The following is a 19,729-nucleotide window of genomic DNA, read 5'->3' as shown; positions in this document are numbered from 1 at the left end:
AGACCTTTCGCTGGGGCCGGGGCGGTTCAGCCGCGCCAGTGCCGGTCGAGCAGGAAAACACCGTCCTGGGCAACTTTTCCGTAGGCGTCGAGGGTGTTCGCGGTCGCGGTGACCGTGACGTCGACGGTGATGTGGGCGCCGGTCGCGGTGTCGACGGTGCCGGTGATGTGGCCGGTGACGGTGGACGCGGCCGGGTCGAGCCGGTGCGCGGTGGCGGTGAGCTCCTGGTCGACGGCCAGGGTGTGCCGCCCGCCGGGCACGTCCTCCGGGCGGATCCGGTGGCGGCCGGCCAGGCGCAGCGAAACCGTGTCGTGCAGGAGGTCTTCGGTGACCTCCCAGGACGCGGCCTGCTCGCCGGGCCCGCCGGGGTCGTCGTCGAGCTGCTCTTCGAGGCCGGCGAGCGCGGGCTCGGCCGGTTCCGGGATGGCGCAGGCGTGTCCGCGCGCCGGGTCGGCGTACGGGAGGGTGAGCGTCCGCGCCACCGGCCAGCCCCCGGGCGGCTCCTGTGGCCAGACCCGGGGGAAGTCGCCGGGGGCGACGACGACGCGGAGCCGGTGTCCCGCGGCGACTTCGTAGGCGGTCGGGGTCAGCGGCACGGTGAGCTCTTCCTCGCTGTCGCAGGCGATTCCGGCGCAGATCAGCACCGACCGCCCGGCCGGGTCGACGTCGGTGAGCTTCACCGACACCCGCGGCCACGGCCGGGTCAGCGTCACCGACGGCCGTCCGGCGATCAGCCGCGGCCGGGGCAGCGGCGGCGAGGTGTAGCCGAGGCTGCGGCTGTCGTCGCCGTGCTGGTCCAGCGGCAGCCCGAACTGCCCGGCGGGGGTCGCCCACAACCCGGACTGCAGGCCGGTGGCGGGGTCCGCGGCCGGCGGCGCGGACCGCTGCCAGCCGGTGAGGTCCTCGGTCCGGACGCCGCCTTCCGGCGGCCAGGAATCGAAGGCGAGCCAGCGCGGCCGTTCACCCTGGACGTAGACGCGCACGTCGGGGACGTCGTCGCCGTCGTCCACGCCGAGCAGCCACCGGTCCCACCAGGACCGGGCGATCTCGAGGAAGTCGATCGGCGTGACCGGGCACTCCTGCGGCATGACGTGCATCCACGGCCCGGCGAGCAACGCCTTGGTACCGCGCAGTTCTTCGTACGCGCGGATCGCCCCGTCGACGAACAGGTCCCGCCAGCCCGCGACGCACAGCGCGGGGACTTCGACGGCCGGGACGTCGATCCGCCGCCGGGGCCACACGGGGGAGCCGGGGCCGTTGCGGAACAGGTCCAGCACGTACGGCGCGAACGTCAGGCGCCGGTGCCAGCGGGCCTGCTCGTTCGGGTCGGCGAAGTCGTCCACCGGCGGCAGCAGCTGGTTGAACAGCGTGCTCACCGACCACGACGCCAGCGGGGCGAACGCGCCCCGCGCGCCGCCGGGGTGGACGAATTCGCGGCCGGGGTCGGTCGGGCCTTCCAGTGCGATGATCGCCTTGAGCGCGTCCGGGCGCCGGGCGGCGGCGCGCAGGGTCGTGATGGCCCCGTAGGAACCGCCCCACATGCCGACCGCGCCGGTGCACCAGGACTGGCCGGCGCCCCAGCGGATGGCGTCGAGCGCGTCGTCGGCCTCACTCGCGTCGAACGGCGGCCGCGGGACCCCGTCGGAGGAGCCGGTGCCGAGCAGGTCGACCAGCAGCGACGCGTAGCCGCGCTCGGCGAACCAGCGCTCGGTAGGCGAGCCGTTCAGCGCCGCGATGTCCCGCCGGTACGGCAGGACGGTGACCAGCAGCGGGAACGGCCCCGGCCCGTCGGGCAGGAACAGGTTGGCCGAAAGCGTGACTCCCGGCTCGGGCGTGGGGATCCGGACGTCGCGCCGGAGCACGACTTCGTGGCGCCGGTCAGTGTCCGTGCGTGCAGGCATCGCCGCCTCCGCTTTCGCCGGAATCAGTGGGTACTAGATCGAATACCTCAGTACCGGATTCCGTACGTTAGACACAGACGCCGCGACGACGCAAGCCCTCGTGGAGAGGAGAACGGTTACTGAACGCCCTGGTTGGTCAGCGCGGCGAGCACCAGCGCCCCCAGTTCGGTGTACGCGTCGGCCATCGACAGTCCCGAGCGGTCGAGCAGCTCGCCGTGCTGGATGCCGTCGATGAGCAGGCTGACCGCCGCGCCGACGAAGTCCGCGTTGACCGCCCGGAACGCGCCGGAGGCGACACCGTCCTGAATGGACTCCCGGACGCGGTGCGCGGCGGCGAGCGAATGGCGGGCGTAGAGCTCGGCGGTCGCTTCGAAGGTGAGCAGGTCCGCGTAGCACTCCGGCGACATCCGCCGCAGCTCGGAACCCAGGCCGGCGAGGTATTCGGCAATGCGCTGCGGCGGGTCGGTGATCGGCCCGACCTTCTCTTCGACCCGGGCGGCCGCCTCCTGGAAGAAGTGGCGGACGGCCACCACGACGAGCTGTTCCTTGCTGCCGGCCACCGCGTACAGCGTCGACTTCGAGCACTGCAGCCTGCTGGCCAGGTCGTCGACGGTCAGCCGGGCGAAGCCTTCGTCCAGGAAAAGCCGTTCCAGGCGCAGGATCAGCTCCTCGCGCTTGGCGTCGGACATGCGCCGGCTTCGTGCCGTGCGCGCTCCCGGTGGCGTCATCCAAGGTGGCTTCGCGGTCATGGTTCCGTAGCCTCGCACACGCCCGGGTTCGAAGCGGCGCGCGGTACTACCGTACCGCATCGAGTACCCTCATGGGAGAAGACCGAAGCGGCGGGCGGTGACCACGGCTTCCATCCGGCTGCGGGCGACGAGCTTGCGCATCGCGCTGCGCAGGTAGCTCTTCACCGTTTCCGCGGTGATCCCGAGATCCTCCGCGATCTGGTGGTTGGTCCAGCCGAGGGCGGCGCAGGCGAGCACGTCGAGCTCCCGCGCCGACAGCGCCGGGCCGGTGCCGGTCCGCGCCGGCCGGCCGGCGACGGCGGCGAGCGTTTCGCAGACCGCGCCGACGCGCCCGCGCAAGACCGGGTCGGTGACGTCCTGGGTGAGGATCCGGAGCTCGGCGTAGGCGGCACGGACCAGTTCCCAGTGTGGCCGGTGGCAGTCGGTCGCGTCGTAGCGGTCGAGCCAGGCCAGCCGCCGGGTCACCTCGTCGCGCACGGCGAGGCTCTGCTCGAGCTCCCGCGCGGCCTCCACGACGGACTGGACCACGCGGTCGCCCAGTGGCATCGAGCTGCGCAGCGCGCCGTAGAGCACGCCGCGCACGGTCCGCGTCACCACGACCGGCACGGCCACCATCGCCCGCAGCCCCTCGGCGATGATGATGTGGTCGTAGTGGTGGCTGATCCCGGGGGAGCGCACGTAGTCGTCGACGACGACGGGGCGCCGCTGCGCCACCGCCTTCCCGCCGAGCCCGCGCCCGTACTCGAGGCTGACGCCGCGGAGCGCACCGGTGTTCGGGCCCGCGATCTGGCTCAGCTTCACCTGCCGCCCGGCGCCGACCTCGCCGCCGAAGGTGAGCGGCAGGCCGGTCGCGTCGCGCATCCGGGCGAGTGCGCGGTAGATCTCCGGGCGGTCGTCGGCTGTGGCGTTCGGGTTCACGCCTGCCTCCTCGCACAACGTCGCGAACGCCGGCCCCTCCCCTCAGGCGGGGGTAGCTGGGACCTCGGCGCGATGGGACATTCGTGCCACGGTACGGCACTTCGGCGGCATCGCGTAGGTCCAGGAGGTCCCCATGACGAGCATCCACCGCCATGTCGAGGATCCGGTTTCGCGGTTCGACCGCCGGTGGCCGGCCGGACAGTGCACCCTCGGGATGTCCACATCGGGCACGACCGGGCCGTTCGCGGCACCCGTCTGCCCGTGGCCGGTCTGCCTCCCGCCGGAGCTGCCGATGACACCGGGCGGCGAGCTGCAGCGGTACGCGCAGCGGCGCTCCCGATAGCCCGGCGGTGCCGGCGACCCGGGTGACCCCCGGGTGACTTTCCCCTGCCCGCGCGCGGTTCCCGGCGCGCGGGCCCGCTCCCGGCGTTTCCGGGAGCCCCGTCTCCCGCGCCGGTCCACGTCCGGCGCGGGGGCAGGAGAGCGGTCTGCTCTCCTGCGCACACCTGGCGTCCCCGGGCCGGTCGCACCGGCGCGCCCGAGCACGCCCGGGGACGCCAGGACCTCGCATCCCACACCCCTGGAGGCAACGATGCCCAGGTCCGTCGAAGACCGGCAAACCCAGACCCGCGCCGCGGAACCGCCGCCCGCGCGGGTGTCCCGGCGCAAGTTCGTCCTCGGCGCGGCCGCGGGGCTGTCCGCGCTCGCCGTCGCCCGGCCCTGGACCGCGAACGCGGCCTCGGTGGCCGACAGCGGGGCGCGCGTGATCGCGGAACGGCGGTTGAGCCCGACCATGCTCGACCTGACCGTCGATTCGCCGGCGCTGGCGGCCACGGCGATGGTGCGGCTGCTGCACCCGGCGGACTGGACACCGGGGTCCGCCCGGACCTGGCCGGTCCTGTACCTGCTGCACGGCGCGGGCGACGACTACACGTCGTGGACGCGTTCGACCGACGTCGCCACCTTCACCCGCGGCGCCGAGATGCTGGTGGTGATGCCCTCGGGCGGCCGGGACGGGTTCTACTCGGACTGGTACAACCGGGGCGCGGGCGGCCCGCCGCGCTGGGAGACCTTCCACCTGACCGAATTGCGCCAGATCCTCGAACGCGGCTACGGCGCCGGCCCGGTGCGGTCGATCGCGGGCCTGTCGATGGGCGGCCTGGGCGCGCTGGCCTACGCGGGACGGCACCCGGGCATGTTCGCCGCGGCGGCGTCCTACAGCGGGGTGGTGCACACGAGGTACCAGGGCGCCCGCGGGCCGAGCCTGATCCAGGGCGTGCTCGTCAAGGACGGCTACGACCCCACGGCGCTGTGGGGCGACCCGAACCTGAACGCGGACGTCTGGGCCGCGCACAACCCCTACGACCTGGCCCGCGACCTCACCGGCATTCCGCTGTACCTGGCGTGCGGCAACGGCACGCCCGGCGTCCTCGACCCGCCGGGCACGCCGCCGGACCTGTTCATCGAGCCGCTGTGCGCGGAGATGAACACCGCGCTGGCCCGCCGGCTGCGCGAGGTCGGCGCCACGGTGACGACGGACTTCTACGGCCCGGGCACGCACAACTGGCCGTGGTGGCAGCGTTCCCTGCACCTGTCGTTCCCGTTGCTGACACAACCACTGCGCCTCGGCGGCTGATGCCGGCAGCGCGTTACCCCCTCACCCCCGGGTGAGGGGGTCCGCTCGTCGAGCGGATCTCTGTCTTCGTCGAGTGGATAGCTTGTGTGGCAAGGGATCCCGCACGATCAAAGCCACCTCGCACCCGACCACGGGAGAACGTCATGAAAGCACGGACCGCGCTGGCAACCGCGGTACTGATCGGTGTCCTGCTCCCGGCCGCCCCGGCGGCCGCGGCCCCACCGCCCCGCGCCGGCGTGTCGACGGAGGACCGTGAGTACCTGAACCGCGCCCACCAGAACAACTTGTTCGAGATCATCACGGGCCACCTGACCGACCGCGCGAGTTGTGCGAAGGTACGTCAGCTCGGCCCGCGGTTCGCGGCCCACCACACGGCACTGGACGCCGACCTGGTGGGCGTCGCGACGCGTGAGGGAGTGCCGCTGTATTCGGTCCCGGAGCCGTTGACGCGGATAGCCGACCTGGCGGCGCGTTCCGGCCCGGACTTCGACAAGGCATGGCTGCACGACCAGCTGGCGGCACACGTCTCGGCGATCGAGTCGAGCGAGCGGGAAACGCGCCAGGGGTGGTCACCGGAGGTGAAGGACCTGGCGGCTCGCTCGGTGCCGGTGCTGCGTCATCACCTGGAGGAGGTGGTGTCGGCGCTGGAAGCCTGCCCGTGACGAACTCCGGAGCAGCGGCAGCCGGCCGGCTTGGTGCGCACCAAGCCGGCCGGCCGGCGCCCGGACTGACCGGCCCCCCGCCCCCCCACCACCCGTCCCCTCCCGGCCCCGGGCGGGCCGCCCCCCCCCCCCCCCCCCCGGCCGGCGCCCGGACTGACCGGCCTCCCGGCGCCCGGAGTGATCGACTCGGCGAACGGGGCGTGAACAACCGTCGATCCGGCCCGGCGTGGCGGCTTCGGCCTGGCACGCTGACGGCGGCCGGGCACGGATCCCACCACCGGAGGTTGTCTTGACCACACCCATGTCCCGTCGCCGGGCGCTGGGACTCGGCGGCGCCGGGGCGGCGGCCGTGCTGCTGGGCACCGGCGGCTGGAACGCCGCCGGCGCGTTCGCCGCGCCCCGGGGCGGCGGCCTGTTCACCCTCGGCGTCGCGTCCGGCGACCCGGCACCGGACGGGGTCGTGCTGTGGACGCGGCTCGCCGCCGACCCGTTCGCGGTCGACGGCACGGGCGGCATGCCGGCCACCCCGGTGCGGGTCGAGTACGAGGTCGCGCTGGACGACAGGTTCCGGCGCGTGGTGCGCCGCGGTTCGGTGGTCGCCACCCCGGAGCTGGGCCACTCGGTGCACCCGGAGATCCACGGCCTGGCGCCGAACCACGAGTACTTCTACCGGTTCCGCACGGGCGGGGAGATCTCGCCGGTCGGCCGGACGCGGACCATGCCCCCGGCGTGGTCCGACCCCCGCGAGCTGAACTTCGCCTTCGCGTCGTGCCAGGCGTGGCAGGACGGCTACTTCACGGCGTACGACCACATCGCGGCCGAGGACGTGGCCTTCGTCGTCCACCTGGGCGACTACCTGTACGAGTCCGGGGTGGGCACGAACCGGCGTGGCGTGGTGACCGATTCCCGCTTCCACAGCGAGGCGATGGACCTCGCGCGCTACCGGCTGCAGTACTCGTTGTACAAGACGGAAGCGCCGCTGCGGAACGCCCACGCGGCCCACCCGTTCATCACCACCTTCGACGACCACGAGGTGGAGGACAACTGGGCCGGCGACCTCTCGAAGGCCGACACCGAGCCGGACCAGGACCCGGCGGTGTTCCGCCAACGCCGGGCGGCGGCGTTCCAGGCCATGTACGAGAACCTGCCGCTCCGCCACGCGCAGCTGCCGGACGGCCCGGACATCCACATCTACCGCAGGCTGAACTACGGCCGCCTGGCCGACCTCACGATGGTCGACACCCGCCAGTACCGCGACGACCAGCCCTGTGGTGACGGCAACGGCACCGGCTGCGCCGAGCGGTTCGCCGAGAACCGGACGATCCTCGGCGACCGCCAGCGGAACTGGCTGTTCGACGGCTTCTCCCGATCGAGGGCGCGGTGGCAGATCCTGGGCAACCAGGCCCCGATCGGCCAGACCGACCGGGACCCGGGCCCGGCGGTCGACGTCTGGTACGACCCGTGGGACGGCTATGTCGCCGACCGCAACCGGCTCCTGGCGGCGGTCCAGGACCGGGGCGTGCGCAACCTGGTGGTCATCACGGGTGACCGGCACCAGAACTACGCGTGGGACCTCAAGCGCGACTACGCCGACCCGACCTCCCCCACGGTGGCGTCGGAGTTCGTGGGCACGTCGATCACCAGCGGCGGCGACGGCGCGGACACGACCGAAGAGGCGCAGCGGTTCCTCGCCGCCAACCCGCACATGAAGTTCATCAACACCCAGCGCGGCTACGTACGGGTGAACGTGAACCGGGAGCGCTGGCAGAGCGACTTCCGGGTGCTGCCGTACGTGCAGAAGCCGGGCGCACCGGTCGCCACCCGGGCGAGCTTCGTGGTGGAGGACCGGGTCCCGGGCGTCCAGTACGCGTGAAAGTGACCCGTGACCCGGCTTGGGGTTGCCCCGCTTCGTCGCGACTTGCGCCGGGCTGCTCGGCTTCCGGTCAGCCAAGGGTGATTTCCTTGCCGATGCTCGGGACGCCGTCGGCGTCGAGGGCGTACAGGAGGTAGCGGCCCGGCGGTGCGACGCCGCGGGACGCGGGGACGGTGATCCGGTAACCGGTCGGGCTCACCTTCGCCGGGGTCAGCGGGACGCGTCGCTGGTCGGTGTCGACGGTGTGCGTCGCCGAGCCGACCCGCATGAGCGCGACGGCGGTGATCGCGCGGTCGGTGCCGATGGTCAGCGTCGCGCCGGTTGCCGCCGTCGCGGGTGCGGAGGTGATGGCCGGGCGGGGTCGGGGCGTGCCGTCGGGGTGGAGCAAGTATGGCGGGGTGAACACCTGGCCGTCGAAGTGGTTGGTCGCGCAGTTGCCGCAGAGCCCGCCGCCGCCGGAGAAGACGCGGCCGTCGGGCAGGAGGTTGGCCACCGAGTGGTAGGTGCGCGGCACCGCCATCGGGGCGAGCCGGGTGAACCGGCCGGTGGCCGGGTTCCACAGTTCCGGGGTCAGGACGGCGGTCTGGTCGCTGAAGGGCACCGCGCGGGCTTGGCCGCCGATGACGACGACGGTGCCGTCGGGGAGGACGACGCTGGTGGCGAACGCCCGCGCGAACGCCATGTCGCCCACGCGCGTCACCTTCGGCGTGCCAATGCTGATGTCGATGGTGTGGGCGCGGCTGGTGGCGTCGGAATTCTCGTAGGCGGGGGCGCCGCCGACGGTGAGGATCTTGCCGATGTCGTACATGACGGCGTTGCCGTTCATGGTGTCCGCGCTGTCGCCGCGCGCTCCGGCGTCGGTCACCGCGCCCGGCCCGGTCGTGGCCACCCAGTGCATCTTCCGGCTGGGCCCGGCGTGGAAGACGCGGCCGCCGTCGGCGGCGAACAGCCAGGCGTGGTTGTCGGCGCGGAAGACGCCGCGCGGGTCGGCGGTGAAGAACGGCTCCGGCGCCACTCCGGGCAGCTTGCGCCAGCTGTCGGCGGCGGGGGAGTAGATCTCGCCGGTCTTGCCGCCGCGCCCGCCGCTCCAGGATCCGCCGACGGTGAAGACTTCGCCGGTGGAGAGGGTCACCTGCGACTGGTAGCCGCGGGCGGTGTTCATCGGCGCCGCCGCGGTCCAGGAGTTCGTCGCCGGGTCGTAGATGCTGGCCTGCTTGGCGTCGCTGCCGCCGGTGACCAGGACCCGCCCGTCGGCGAGGATCGAGAGGCCGGGGCAGAACATGTCGTGGCCGGTGTCGTCCACGCGGCGCTGGGTGACCTCGCCGGTGGTCAGGTCCATGATCGCGGTCTGGGTGTAGCCGTGGGCGCCGCCGTAGTTGTCGGCGGCGTAGGCCGACCAGGTCAGCAGCTTGTTGCCGGGCAGCAGCGCGGAGGCGACCGGGACGATCGGGAAGCCGATGGTCGCGCCCCACCGGCCGGTCTTGCCCGCGTCGGGAGCGGCGGCGGCGGACAGGACGTCGATCTCGGCCGCGGCGGTCGAGGGGCCGCGGCCGCCGGCCTCGGTGAGCGCGGTCAGGCGGACGTGGCGGGCCGCCACTTCGGGGAACCGAGCGGTTTTCACCGAGGTGTCGTCGGGCCAGGCCCCCGCGGCCGCGGGGGTGAACGTGGTGCCGTCGGTGCTCGTCTCGACCCGGTACCGGCCGATGGTGCCGTCGGGTTTGTCGCCGGGTGGCCGCACCTGGACGCCCGTGACCACGTTGGTGGCCCGCATGTCCAGGGTGATCGCGTGCGGCAGCGGGGTGGCCGGCTTCGAGCGCCAGGTGGTGCCGGGGTCACCGTCGAGCACGTTCGCGGCCGGGCCCGAGGCGTCCTGGTCCGACGCGGTCGCGGTCCAGCCGGTGCGCGGCAGCGGACCGGCGTTGGCCGGCCCCGGGGCCGGGCCGTAGGCGTGGAACTCCACCGCCGAGGCGGTCTGCGTGGTGGTGACGCGGATGTGGCGGGCGAAGGTGTCCAGCGCGACGGCCTGGGGTGCGCCGTCGTCGGCCCAGGTGCCGGTGGCGGCGGTGGTGAAGGTCGTTCCGTCGGTACTGGTGGCCACGGTGAAGCCGCCGGCGCGCGCGGCGGCAGCCGGGGTGAGGACGACCGCCGTGACCCGGTGTTCCTGCTGGGTGTCGACGGTGAACGAGGTGCCACGCCAGGCGGTGGCGAGGTCGTTGTCCAGCAGCGCGCCCGCGTTCGACGTCCAGCCCAGGCGCGAGAGCGGCGCCGGGGTGCCGGGGAGCGGGCCGAGCAGCGAGATCTCCGCGGCCGAGGTGAACGGGCCACGCGCGCCGGCCTCGGTGAGCGCGGTCAGCCGGACGTAGCGGGCGGTGGCGACGCGGCTGAACGCGGCGTCCTGCACGGCGTTCGTGTCGGGCCAGGCACCGGAGGAGACGTCGGTGAAGTCCGAGCCGTCGGCGGAGACGGCGACCCGGTACTCGCCGATCCGGCCGTTGGCTCCCGTGGGCCGGGGCCGGTAGCGCAGGCCGCCGACCGGGGTGGGCCGCTTGAGGTCGAGGGTGAGGTGGTGCGGGAGCGGGGTCGCGGTGCTGTACCGGGAGTGCCAGATCGTCTTCGGGTCACCGTCCAGGACGTTCGACGCCACATCGCGTCCTCGTACCGTCTCTTCGTCACTGGCGGCCGCGGTCCAGCCGGCGCGGTCCAGCACGGCGACCGGCACCGGCGCGCCGGGGTCGCCGAGCACGTCGAGTTCGGCGACCCCGGCGTGGGTACTGGAGGTGCCGGCCACGGAAAGCACGGTGAGCCGGCCGAAGCGCGTCCCGGTGACGGCGAAGGACATCGTCTTGGGCGTGGCGTCGTCGGCGAGGGTACCGGCGGCCACGGGGGCGCCCCAGGTCGTGCCGTCGAGGCTGAGGTGGACTTCGTAGCGGTCGATCGCGCCACCGGGTCTCGGCGTGGCGACCAGGCCCGAAACCGTGCGGGTGGCGCGCATGTCCACAGTGACCGATTGCGGCAGCGCGCCGGTGGACTCCCAGCCGGTGCCGGTGTCGCCGTCGAGCAGGGAAGCGGGCGAGCCGCTCGTGGCGGCGGCCGTCCAGCCCGCCCGGGGCAGCTTGGCGGCCGCCGCGATCATGGCCTGGGCGCCGGCCACCACGTGCCCACTGTGAGCGTCGTGGCTGCCCGCCTCATCGTGTCTTCCCACCAAAAGCGAGGCGACGACGACGCCTGCCAGAACCGGACCACCGAACCGCCACATCAATCGCACGACGCGGACATCGCCGTCCATGATCAAGGTGTTTCACCGGACCAGGCCACCCGGCGAGGGTTACTCCGAAAGGCGGCGCGCCGCGTCGGCGTTTGTCCGAAGAGGACAAAGCGCGGTCCGCCGGTGCGGCCGAGAGACAGCCGGCGGCAACGCCCACGACGCCGGCCGGGGGTACTTCCGGGGCCTGCCCGTCGGGCGAGTCCGCGGCGGGCTGCCGACCGGCCGGACACGACCAGCCAGGTGGCCGGACGTTCCGGCCGCCGGACCGATGCGACCCGGGCCACGGTCTCCCTACGGTCGGACGGGACCGCAAGTCCCGGTACCTGGAGGAGATCCCGTGCGACGCACCATCGCAACCTTGATCGTGGCGAGCGGGCTGGCCGTCGCCGGCTGTGCCGGGCAGCCCGCGAAACCACAGCCGACGAGCCCGGCGAAGTCCAGCAGCGCCGCTCCGCGCCAGGTGATGAGCTTCGGGGAGGAGCGGGTCGGCAAGCGGGGTGTGATCACCGTCGGGAAGCCGGTGGCGTACGACCTGCCCGCCGACCCGGCCCGGCCGAAGGACCTGACGCGTGGCCTGCGGTTCGAGTTCGTCGTCAAGAACACCTCGAAGCAGGCCTTGCAGGCTGCGGCCTTCACGTTGGCTCCGACGGTCGGCGGCGCTCCGGCGGCTCTCGTCACCGACCCGGCCCAGAACATCGGGAACAAGCTCTCCGCCGATGTGCTGCCCGGTGCCGAACGCAAGCTCGGCATCGTGCTGGCGGTTCCGGCCAAGCCGGCCGAAGTCATGGTGAAGGTGACGTTCGAGGGAACCAATCCCCTCTACTGGACCGGCACGGTGTGAGCCTGCCCGGCGATGTGGGGCTCGCCAGGCGCCTCCTGCTGCCCACGGTTGCCGATGGCCCGTGGCACGCGAACCCGAGCGCGCGCACGGGGGTGGCGTACCGGCGCAGCGGCGGGCGGTGGTGGCGAGGCCAGCTCGCCGCCGGGCGGACGGCTCCAGCCCGGCCCACTCGATGCCGGGACCGAGGTGGGTGAAGTTCGCACCCTGCCCGGCGCCGATCGCGGCGCCATCCAGGTCGGGATCGTCGTGCGGCGCCTGCCGGTCCGGTCGTGCCGCCGTTACGCCGGGCCCTCCTGGAGGGCGCGGACCTCGATCCGTGAGCCGAGGACGGCGGAGATCCGCTCGGCCCAGGCGAGCACCTTCTCCTCGTCCGGGGCCTCGACGATCCAGAAGCCGCCGACGTATTCGGGGGCCTCTGCGAACGGACCCGGCTTGCGCGTCGGGTTGGCGCCGGTGGCGTCGACGGTGACCGCTGTCGACGGAGGCTGCAGACCTCCGGCGGCGATGAAGGCACCGGCTTCCTTCAGCTCGGTGTTGAACTTGTCGACGGCGGCCATCATGGCCTCCAGTTCGGCCGGGTCGAACTCCTGCATCGACTCCATCGTCGGCTCTTCGGCCGCGTCGTGCGGGATGGTGAGGAAGTACTGCGTCACGAGAATGCTCGCTTTCTGGTTGTTCGTACCGGTCAGCACCGGGACGGCGCGGATCGACACGAGGACTGCGGGCCGAGCACGGCGACATCGCTGCCGTGTTCGGCGAACCACCGGGCGGCCGCGGGACAAGCGATCTCCTCAGCCGATTCGAGGAGACGCCGGCCGCTGGCGCTGAGGCCGAAGCGGCCGCCGTTGCCTTCCACCCAGCCGAGTTTTTCGAGCGGCCGCGTCGCGCGGACCGTCTGCGACGGGCTCTCGGCCATCGTCGCGGCGAGCTCGCTCCGGGAAATGCCGCCGTCCGCGGCGCCGATCGCGCGCAGGCGCCGCATGTCCGCGAAGTCGATTCCGATCCGGGCGAGGGCACTGTCGACGTGGGACGAGAGGTGGGCAGCCGCCCGGACGAGGGCGAGAGCGGGCTGGAGTGTCATCGACGCCTGCCCCGCCGGATCTTCATGTCGTCCACGCAGGTGAAGCTGACGTCCACGATCCTTCCTTCCAGCCCCCGTTGGCGCAGCCCGGCCTCGGCCAGCTCACCAGCCTCCAGCTGGGCGGCGAGGTCGGCGTCGTCCGGAGTGTCCTCGTGGACTTCGAGGAGGTAGCGGAACTGGTAGCCGACCAGCTCCGGCGCGTACAGGAAAGTGCCCTCCGGCGTGAACCGGGAAGCGAACATGCCGTGCGCGTCCTGCTCCGCACGAAGTCTCTGCCGTTGAGAATCGCGGAGGTTCTCGAACCGGCCCCGGACCGTGACGCGATACGTGCGGCTCATGGGAACTCGATGCTTCGCGTCGCCGCCTCGAACAGCGCCACGATCTCGTCGGTCAGCGCCTCGACATCCACGTCGGTTCCGCACATCCGTGCCGCGGCGCTGTCCAGCACGGTTCGCACCGCGAACGCCATCGTCTTCGCGTCGAAGGTCCGCATCTCGCCGTTACGCTGACCTTCTTCGAACAGCTCGATGAGATCACCGAGAGAGGCGGCCGCCCGCTCGTTGTAGAACCCCCGATCTGCACGCCCGAGGTACTCGACCACGGCTATGAGGGCACTCGTGGCTTCCGGGCGTTTCGCGCAGTAGCTCAGGAAGCCGCGTATGTACGCCGCCAGCCGATCGCCGCCGGAGCCCGGTGCGGCGAGGGTCCTTTCGAGTTGCGGGGCAAGTTCTCCGGCGACGGTCTCGGCCACTGCCAACGCGAGGTCGTCCTTGCCGGAGTAGTTGCCGTGCACGGCGCCTCTCGTGAATCCCGCGTGTTCGGCGACGGCGTTGAGTGAGGTGCCGGCGACACCGGAGCGCGCGAACAGCGTTATCGCCGACGCGACCAACCGCCGCCGCGTCTCCTCTTGGCTCTCCTTACGCGTCAGCCTGATCACGGCTGGCTTCGACGTCGTCATGGCATGAGGATACATGGCTGTATCTGAGTGACAACCTGTATCCCGATGAGGCCGCCCGGCGAGCAGCGCGGTTGCACACGGATCCGGGCACCAACATCACGATTTCTTCACTCTTGAGCGTCTGTCCCGCGAGCGGGGCGATACTGCCGGTGAGGGGAGTACTTCGCAAGAGTCTGCCCGGTCAGTACGGACATCCCACTGGTGTCCCCGGGAGGCCGCCCCCGCGGGTGAAGGAGACCTCGAACAGTGCGTTCGAGGAGGTCCTGATGCTCGTGTCAGCCGTCGCGCCGTCTTCCGAAGCCGGGTCCGTCGGTTCGCCCGGGTTGTGGCTGACGTCCGTCGCCGTGCTCGTCGGCTTGCTCGTCGCCGACTTCGTGGTCACCCGCCGGCCGCACGAGGTCTCGATGCGCGAAGCGGTGGGCTGGTCAGCCGGCTACCTCACCCTGCCGGTGCTGTTCGGGCTTTGGCTGTGGGCCGGCTTCGGTGGCGGCCCGGCGTTGGAGTTCATCACCGGGTTCGTCGTGGAGAAATCCCTGTCGGTGGACAACCTGTTCGTCTTCATGCTGCTGCTCACCGCCTTCGCCGTTCCCGCGGCTGTGCAGCAGCGCGTGCTGCTGTACGGGATCGTCGGCGCACTGCTCCTGCGGGGCGTCCTCATCGCGGCCGGGGCGGCATTGCTGGCCGCGGGCACGTGGGCGTTCCTGGTGTTCGGAATGATCCTGTTCGGCTCGGCCGTGAAGATCCTGCACGGCGCGGCGGCCGACACCGATTCCGGTCCCGACACCTCTCGGATGCGCTCGGTCCGCTTGCTGCGCAAGCTGATGCCGGTCACCGGCGACTACCACGGGCCGCGCCTGATCGTCCGCCACCGCGGGCGGCGCGCGCTCACCCCACTGGCGATCGTGGTGGTGGCCGTGTTCGCCACCGACATCGTGTTCGCCGTCGATTCGGTGCCCGCGGTCTACGGCGTCACCGAGGACCCCTACCTGGTGTTCGCCACCAACGCGTTCGCGCTGCTCGGCCTCCGCGCCCTGTACTTCGTGCTGCACTCGGTGCTGACGAAGCTGCGCCACCTCAACCACGGCCTGGCGATCATCCTCGCGTTCATCGGCGTGAAGCTGGTGCTGCACTGGGCCCATGGAATCTGGCCAGGAGTACCCGCCGTGCCCACCCCGGTTTCGCTCGCGGTGATCGTCGCCGTCCTCGCCACCGTCACCGTCACCAGCCTCCGCCCCCGCCGGCAGGACACTCCGCACGCCGCAGCGCGACGCGGCGACGGCACCCCCGCGGCGCGGGACTGACGGCCATGCTCACCGACCTGCTTCTCAACGCCCTCGTCGAACTGGGTGCCACGGTGCTCGTCGTGACCGCGCTGGTGATCGCGTGCGGGGCGATGATCCCGCCACGGCCACCACGCGGACCGAACCCCTGACCGCCCGACCGAATCCGGACGGCACGCGTCCGGTGCGGTGCTGGGCGGAACCCCGCCTCAGGCAGCCCGGCTCCGCAGGCCTGCCAGGATCAGGTACGGATCATTCATCCTCGGGCGTCGGGATCGATCGCGTCACCCGCAGCGCCGGCGGCGGCATCAAGGGCATCCGCCCCTTGCGCGCTCACCGCATCGACGACACCCTGCCCGGATTCCGCGACCTCGGTGGCGGACTGGGCGACCTGGCCGGCCGCCTCGCCGATCGGCACATCGACGCCGACCACCTCGCTGACTTTCTCACTCGCTCCGCCCAGCAACTCCGCGGCTTTGTCCTTGATCATGTCGAACAAGCTCATCAGATGTCCTTCGCAGATCGAATGGGGACAGCAAGTGACGGCACGCTCACCAACTGCGGCGAGTCAGCCTCTCAGCCTACAGGTAAACCGGACTTATCGGGCGCCAGTGGGCGATGGTGGACCGGGCTCGCAGGCGGTGACCGCCGGCGACGTGCGTCATTTGCGATCTTTGCGTGTTCCCGGCCTTGCCCGAACGGTTCGGAAGCTGAGCGCGGATAACGGAAAGATTCCATCCCCGTCACGGAAAAGTGTCCGTTGTGCCACGTCGCTCCCGGAACCAGCACGGTGGAGTCCCGTGATCACGGGGGCGATGTGACCAGGCGACGAGCTGCGGTGCCGATCCTGCCGGCCCTGGCGGCGGGCCTGGTGCTCGCCGCTTGCGCGCCGGCCGAGCCGGAACCGCCGGTGCCCGAACCGGTCGTGACGACCGTGGAGTTCGAGCACCGGCTCGCCGAACACCTGTCCCGTTTCACGGCCGCGGTGCTGGAACCCGACGCCCAGGTGGCGCCCGCGGCGCACGCCCGCGTCACCGGCTGCGCCGGCGGGCCGGACTGGGGTGTGGTGCCGCGGGCGGAGACCACGGTGAGCGCGGGCGCTGATACCGAGAAGTTCCTCGAAGACCTGCAGTCCTGGCTGGGCGGTAACGGCTTCGCGGACACGTTCGAGAACGAAGACCGCCGCCGGGAGCCCGACGGCACGCGCGCGGTCACCGGCGCCGGCGGGGACGGCACCGCGGTTCGCGTGCAGATGGCCCGCGACAGCGCGCGGTTCACCATCACCCTGACCGGACCGTGCACCTGGCCGCCGGAGCGGCCTGGCGGCCCGCCGGGAACCGGCGTGCTCGCCCCGTTGCCGCCGCCTGCCGGGCCGGCCTCGCTCGACGACTCGACCGACCTGAACCCCAAGGTGTGCCGGTCGCCGAAGCTGTACGTCCTCAACGCCGGCGCGCCGGCGTACGCCGGTCCCGGCCCGCACCCCATGGTCCTGGTGGCCTACACCGGCCGCACCAACTACCGGGAGGAGGAGTTCGCGCACGACGAAATCCTCCTGCCCAAGAGCATGGCGGCCCCGTTCACGGCGGAGAGCCGCCCCGCGAAGTCCGCGCACCTCGTCGTCTGCGTGCACGTCGAGATCACCGGTGACACCGGCCGTGACGTGACCTGCCCCTACACCTCGGAGCTCGCGGGATCGGGCAGCGGTGTCCCGATCACCTTCGACCTCCACGACAGCGTCTACCGGGTCACGGTCCGGGAGGCGCGCACCGGTGCGAAGGTCGCGGAGTTCACTCTCCCCGGAACCCGGGGCGGCGACGGTGCTTGCCCGTTCCAGTTGAACGTCCGCGGACCCGGCCTCGCGCTCGGCGTCGACGAGTCCGAATTGGAGCGTCGGCTGCGCCCGGTGTTCGACGGCCGCCCGTGAGGCGTAAAAAGCGGCGCTTGTTCGGCCTCCTCGCCAGGGTCAGCCGGCAGGCCCCGTCGGCGACAACCAGGCCGTTCAGGCTGTCCCGGCTGGTCACCACCACCACTGAGCCCGGCGAGCCGGGAAGCAGCGGACGGACCTGGCCCGCGCTGTTCGCGTTGTCGAGCACCAGCAGCATCCGCCGCCCCGCCGGCAATGACCGGAACAACCCGGAGCGCGCCTCGACCCCGGCAGGAATCGCCTCCCCGGGCACCCCCAAGGCACGAAGGAATCCGTCCAGCACTTCAGGGCGTGGCACTCGCGCGGCCTGTTCCCAGTGGTGGATCAGCTCCCGGCCGGCGGCCATCACCCTGCGTGAAGCAGGCGTCGGGGGCGTCGAGCGCGACCCGGCTCCGTGACCGATGCCGGGTGGGTCCCGCTGCACGCGAGAGTCAAAGCTGCCGCCGGGGTCGCAGCGGTCGACCAGCCCCGCGCCGGTCACGAGGATCGACCTCTCCGCGGTACTCGCCGTCACCGGGCTCCGGCCGCCTGCGCTGCTGGCAGTAGTTGCGCTCGGCTGGCCGGTTAGGCCTGGCTGCCACCTCCTGGCTGTTCATTCGGTTGTGCGTCCTCGGGGAGCGGCGCTGGTGGTACCCGTTGTGTTGGCCGTTGCCGCCTACCTCATCGGCACCACCGCCGGCGTCACCCTCCGCACCCCCTTGGTCAGGGTCGTCGGTACGTCGGCAGCGCCACCACGTCAGGTTGGGTTCAGTGCCCCACGCGGCCGGTGTCGTACGCCCACATCGCGATCTCGACCCTGTTTCGGGCGCCGATTTTGGTCAGCAGGCTGGCGACGTGGGTCTTGGCGGTCGTCAAGCCGATGAAGAGCTCGGCGGCGATCTCGGCGTTCGTGCTGCCGCGGGCGACCAGCGTCAGCACCTCCTCCTCGCGTTCGGTGAGCGGCTCGATCGGTTGGGTCCGTCGGCTCGACGGTTCCCTGGCGGCGAGGGTGGCCAGCAGTCGCCGGGTGATGTTCGGCGCGATGAGGGCATCGCCGACGGCGGCGGCATGGACGGCCTGGACGAGCAGCTTCGTCCCGGCGTCCTTGAGCAGAAAGCCTCGGGCGCCGGCCCGGAGCGCACCGTGGACGTACTCGTCGAGGTCGAACGTCGTGATCACCACGACCGCGATCGGGTCCGGGACGCCCCGCCCGGCGAGGAGCTTGGTCACCTCGATGCCGTCGAGCCCGGGCATCTGGATGTCGACCAGGCACACGTCGGGGCGGAGCCGATGCGCCAGCTCGACGGCGGTGTGGCCGTCTGCGGCCTGGCCGACGACCTCGATGCCGGGCTGCGCGTCAAGGATCATCGACAGGCCGGTGCGCACCAGATCTTGGTCGTCGGCCACCAGGACGCGCACCGTCATCGGCGTACCTTGGTCGGCAGTTCGGCGTCGACCGCCCACCCGCCCCCGGGCGCCGGCCCGGCACGCAGCGTGCCGCCGAGCAACTGCACACGCTCGGTCATCCCCAGCAGCCCGAAGCCGTGGTTCACCGAGCGTGCCGGGTCGATCTGTCCGTCGTCGGTCACGCGTAGTTGCAGCCTTCCCGCGCCCTCAACGACCCGGATCTCCACACGCGAGGCGTTGCTGGCGTGCCGCAGGGCGTTGGTCAGCGCCTCCTGCGCCAGCCGGTAGACCGCCGCGTCGACCTGGAGCGGAAGTTCGTCCAGGTCATCCGGCAACTCCACGTCGACGACCGGGACCGGGGCGCGTCTGGCGAGGGACACCAGGTCGGCAACGCCGGGCTGGGGGGCGTACCCCGCGGGCGCTCCGTCGCGCAGCACGCGGACCGTCGCCCGCATCTCCGCGAGCGTCCGCGACGCTTCCCCTTCGATCGCCGCCAGCACCTCGAGTGCCGCCTCAGGTCGCTGCCCGGCCATCGCCCGGCCCGCCTGCGCCTGCACAGCGATCGCCGAGACGTGGTGGGCGACGATGTCGTGCAACTCGCGCGCGAGACCGACCCGCTCCTGGCCGCGGATCTGGTCCAGCTCCCGGCGCCGGCTCTCGGCGCGGTAGCGGAACGCTGCTCCGCCCGCCGCCGCCGCCGTGAGGATGGCGAACCCGCCGAAGATCTCGGTCGGCCCGATGTGGTCGGGGACCATACCGATTCCCGCGGCGACCGCCACCACCGCCAGCCCGATCACGATCTCGCGCCCTGAACCCCAGCGGACCAGCGCGTAGACGAGCGCCAGGAGGTAGATCATCGTGTCGAGGCCCACGCTCGGGGCCCCGCTCAGCAGACTCGCCAGTCCCAACGCCATCGCGGTGCCGAAGCCCACCACGACACAGGCCAGCGGGTGGGTACGCCGCCACAGCAGCACCGGCGCGAGTCCGACCGCCACGATCGTCGCGAACGGCCGCCAGGCGACGTCGTCCCGGAGGACTCCCTCGAGCAGCGCCGTCACCATCAACGCCCCGACCAGCACCCAGTCGCGCGACACCCGTCCGGGAGGGTCCGTGGCGCGGGGCTCGGCCCACAGCGAGCGCAGGGCGTTGGTGGTCACGCACCCAGCCTAGGGACCGCCGAGGCGTTGGGGACCGACCGAAAGAACGAGACGCCGCTCCTCCCCATGGCCGGGGCGGGTCCGGCCTCGACGACGAT

General features: G+C 72.2%; 19 protein-coding genes. 8 read left to right on the top strand and 11 right to left on the bottom strand.

Annotated elements, in window-relative coordinates; genetic code table 11:
• Positions 1-26: 26 nt before the first annotated feature.
• From I4Q55_RS38950 to I4Q55_RS38940, 3 genes are all read right to left on the bottom strand, one after another.
• Entirely contained in the window at positions 27-1,901 is a 1,875-nt protein-coding gene (locus I4Q55_RS38950) for a CocE/NonD family hydrolase (RefSeq protein ID WP_206795477.1), read from the bottom strand.
• A 116-nt stretch (positions 1,902-2,017) separates the two neighbouring features.
• On the bottom strand, positions 2,018-2,590 hold the full coding sequence (locus tag I4Q55_RS38945) for a TetR/AcrR family transcriptional regulator (RefSeq protein ID WP_167384709.1): 573 nt from the start codon (positions 2,588-2,590) through the stop codon (positions 2,018-2,020).
• Positions 2,591-2,719: 129 nt separating this feature from the next.
• A complete protein-coding gene (locus tag I4Q55_RS38940) occupies positions 2,720-3,568 on the bottom strand; it encodes a helix-turn-helix transcriptional regulator (protein ID WP_206795475.1) in 849 nt (282 codons plus the stop codon).
• A 133-nt stretch (positions 3,569-3,701) separates the two neighbouring features.
• Between I4Q55_RS38940 and I4Q55_RS38935 the strand changes: the two genes are divergently transcribed.
• The 4 genes from I4Q55_RS38935 (at position 3,702) to I4Q55_RS38920 (ending at position 7,739) form a co-directional block, all read left to right on the top strand.
• Positions 3,702-3,911, top strand: coding sequence for a hypothetical protein (locus I4Q55_RS38935; protein WP_206795474.1), 210 nt, complete (start codon positions 3,702-3,704; stop codon positions 3,909-3,911).
• A 249-nt stretch (positions 3,912-4,160) separates the two neighbouring features.
• On the top strand, positions 4,161-5,204 hold the full coding sequence (locus I4Q55_RS38930) for an alpha/beta hydrolase family protein (RefSeq protein WP_206795473.1): 1,044 nt from the start codon (positions 4,161-4,163) through the stop codon (positions 5,202-5,204).
• Positions 5,205-5,347: 143 nt separating this feature from the next.
• Positions 5,348-5,866 (top strand): DUF4142 domain-containing protein, encoded by a 519-nt coding sequence (locus I4Q55_RS38925; protein ID WP_206795471.1) that lies wholly within the window; start codon positions 5,348-5,350, stop codon positions 5,864-5,866.
• Positions 5,867-6,167: 301 nt separating this feature from the next.
• Positions 6,168-7,739 (top strand): alkaline phosphatase, encoded by a 1,572-nt coding sequence (locus tag I4Q55_RS38920; RefSeq protein WP_206795524.1) that lies wholly within the window; start codon positions 6,168-6,170, stop codon positions 7,737-7,739.
• Positions 7,740-7,809: 70 nt separating this feature from the next.
• Here the strand turns inward: I4Q55_RS38920 and I4Q55_RS38915 are convergent, their stop codons facing one another.
• Positions 7,810-10,893 (bottom strand): discoidin domain-containing protein, encoded by a 3,084-nt coding sequence (locus I4Q55_RS38915; RefSeq protein WP_206795469.1) that lies wholly within the window; start codon positions 10,891-10,893, stop codon positions 7,810-7,812.
• A 448-nt stretch (positions 10,894-11,341) separates the two neighbouring features.
• Here I4Q55_RS38915 and I4Q55_RS38910 point away from each other — a divergent pair, with 448 nt between their 5' ends.
• Complete coding sequence (locus I4Q55_RS38910; protein WP_206795468.1) at positions 11,342-11,845, top strand: hypothetical protein; 504 nt, start codon at positions 11,342-11,344, stop codon at positions 11,843-11,845.
• 278 nt (positions 11,846-12,123) lie between these two features.
• Here I4Q55_RS38910 and I4Q55_RS38905 read toward each other — a convergent pair whose 3' ends face one another.
• The 4 genes from I4Q55_RS38905 to I4Q55_RS38890 are packed head-to-tail and all read right to left on the bottom strand — an operon-like array spanning position 12,124 to position 13,884.
• Complete coding sequence (locus I4Q55_RS38905) at positions 12,124-12,558, bottom strand: YciI family protein (protein ID WP_307793431.1); 435 nt, start codon at positions 12,556-12,558, stop codon at positions 12,124-12,126.
• On the bottom strand, positions 12,531-12,926 hold the full coding sequence (locus I4Q55_RS38900) for a hypothetical protein (protein WP_206795467.1): 396 nt from the start codon (positions 12,924-12,926) through the stop codon (positions 12,531-12,533). Before I4Q55_RS38900 ends, I4Q55_RS38905 begins: the two co-directional genes overlap by 28 nt.
• Positions 12,923-13,264 (bottom strand): DUF6204 family protein, encoded by a 342-nt coding sequence (locus I4Q55_RS38895; RefSeq protein WP_206795466.1) that lies wholly within the window; start codon positions 13,262-13,264, stop codon positions 12,923-12,925. Before I4Q55_RS38895 ends, I4Q55_RS38900 begins: the two co-directional genes overlap by 4 nt.
• A complete protein-coding gene (locus I4Q55_RS38890; protein WP_206795465.1) occupies positions 13,261-13,884 on the bottom strand; it encodes a TetR/AcrR family transcriptional regulator in 624 nt (207 codons plus the stop codon). The genes I4Q55_RS38895 and I4Q55_RS38890 overlap by 4 nt, the downstream gene beginning before the upstream one ends.
• Before the next feature lie 266 nt (positions 13,885-14,150).
• Here I4Q55_RS38890 and I4Q55_RS38885 point away from each other — a divergent pair, with 266 nt between their 5' ends.
• Entirely contained in the window at positions 14,151-15,185 is a 1,035-nt protein-coding gene (locus tag I4Q55_RS38885; protein ID WP_206795464.1) for a TerC/Alx family metal homeostasis membrane protein, read from the top strand.
• A gap of 5 nt (positions 15,186-15,190) precedes the next feature.
• Positions 15,191-15,316: a hypothetical protein gene (locus I4Q55_RS50405; protein WP_277992059.1), complete on the top strand. Its 126-nt coding sequence runs from the start codon at positions 15,191-15,193 to the stop codon at positions 15,314-15,316.
• 104 nt (positions 15,317-15,420) lie between these two features.
• Here the strand turns inward: I4Q55_RS50405 and I4Q55_RS38880 are convergent, their stop codons facing one another.
• A complete protein-coding gene (locus tag I4Q55_RS38880) occupies positions 15,421-15,669 on the bottom strand; it encodes a hypothetical protein (RefSeq protein ID WP_206795462.1) in 249 nt (82 codons plus the stop codon).
• 333 nt (positions 15,670-16,002) lie between these two features.
• On the opposite strand from I4Q55_RS38880, the gene I4Q55_RS38875 reads away from it, so the two are divergent.
• A complete protein-coding gene (locus tag I4Q55_RS38875; protein ID WP_206795461.1) occupies positions 16,003-17,088 on the top strand; it encodes a hypothetical protein in 1,086 nt (361 codons plus the stop codon).
• Between the two features lie 747 nt (positions 17,089-17,835).
• On the opposite strand, the gene I4Q55_RS38870 is transcribed toward I4Q55_RS38875, so the two are convergent.
• Together I4Q55_RS38870 and I4Q55_RS38865 are read right to left on the bottom strand one after the other, a co-directional pair.
• A complete protein-coding gene (locus I4Q55_RS38870) occupies positions 17,836-18,492 on the bottom strand; it encodes a response regulator transcription factor (RefSeq protein WP_206795460.1) in 657 nt (218 codons plus the stop codon).
• Complete coding sequence (locus I4Q55_RS38865; protein ID WP_206795459.1) at positions 18,489-19,631, bottom strand: sensor histidine kinase; 1,143 nt, start codon at positions 19,629-19,631, stop codon at positions 18,489-18,491. The genes I4Q55_RS38870 and I4Q55_RS38865 overlap by 4 nt, the downstream gene beginning before the upstream one ends.
• Between the last annotated feature and the right edge of the window lie 98 nt (positions 19,632-19,729).

It is taken from the genome of Amycolatopsis sp. MtRt-6 (assembly GCF_017308975.1).
GTDB lineage: Bacteria > Actinomycetota > Actinomycetes > Mycobacteriales > Pseudonocardiaceae > Amycolatopsis.
The sequence above is the reverse complement of the archived record's forward strand: the minus strand, read 5'-3'. Positions and strand labels throughout refer to the sequence as shown.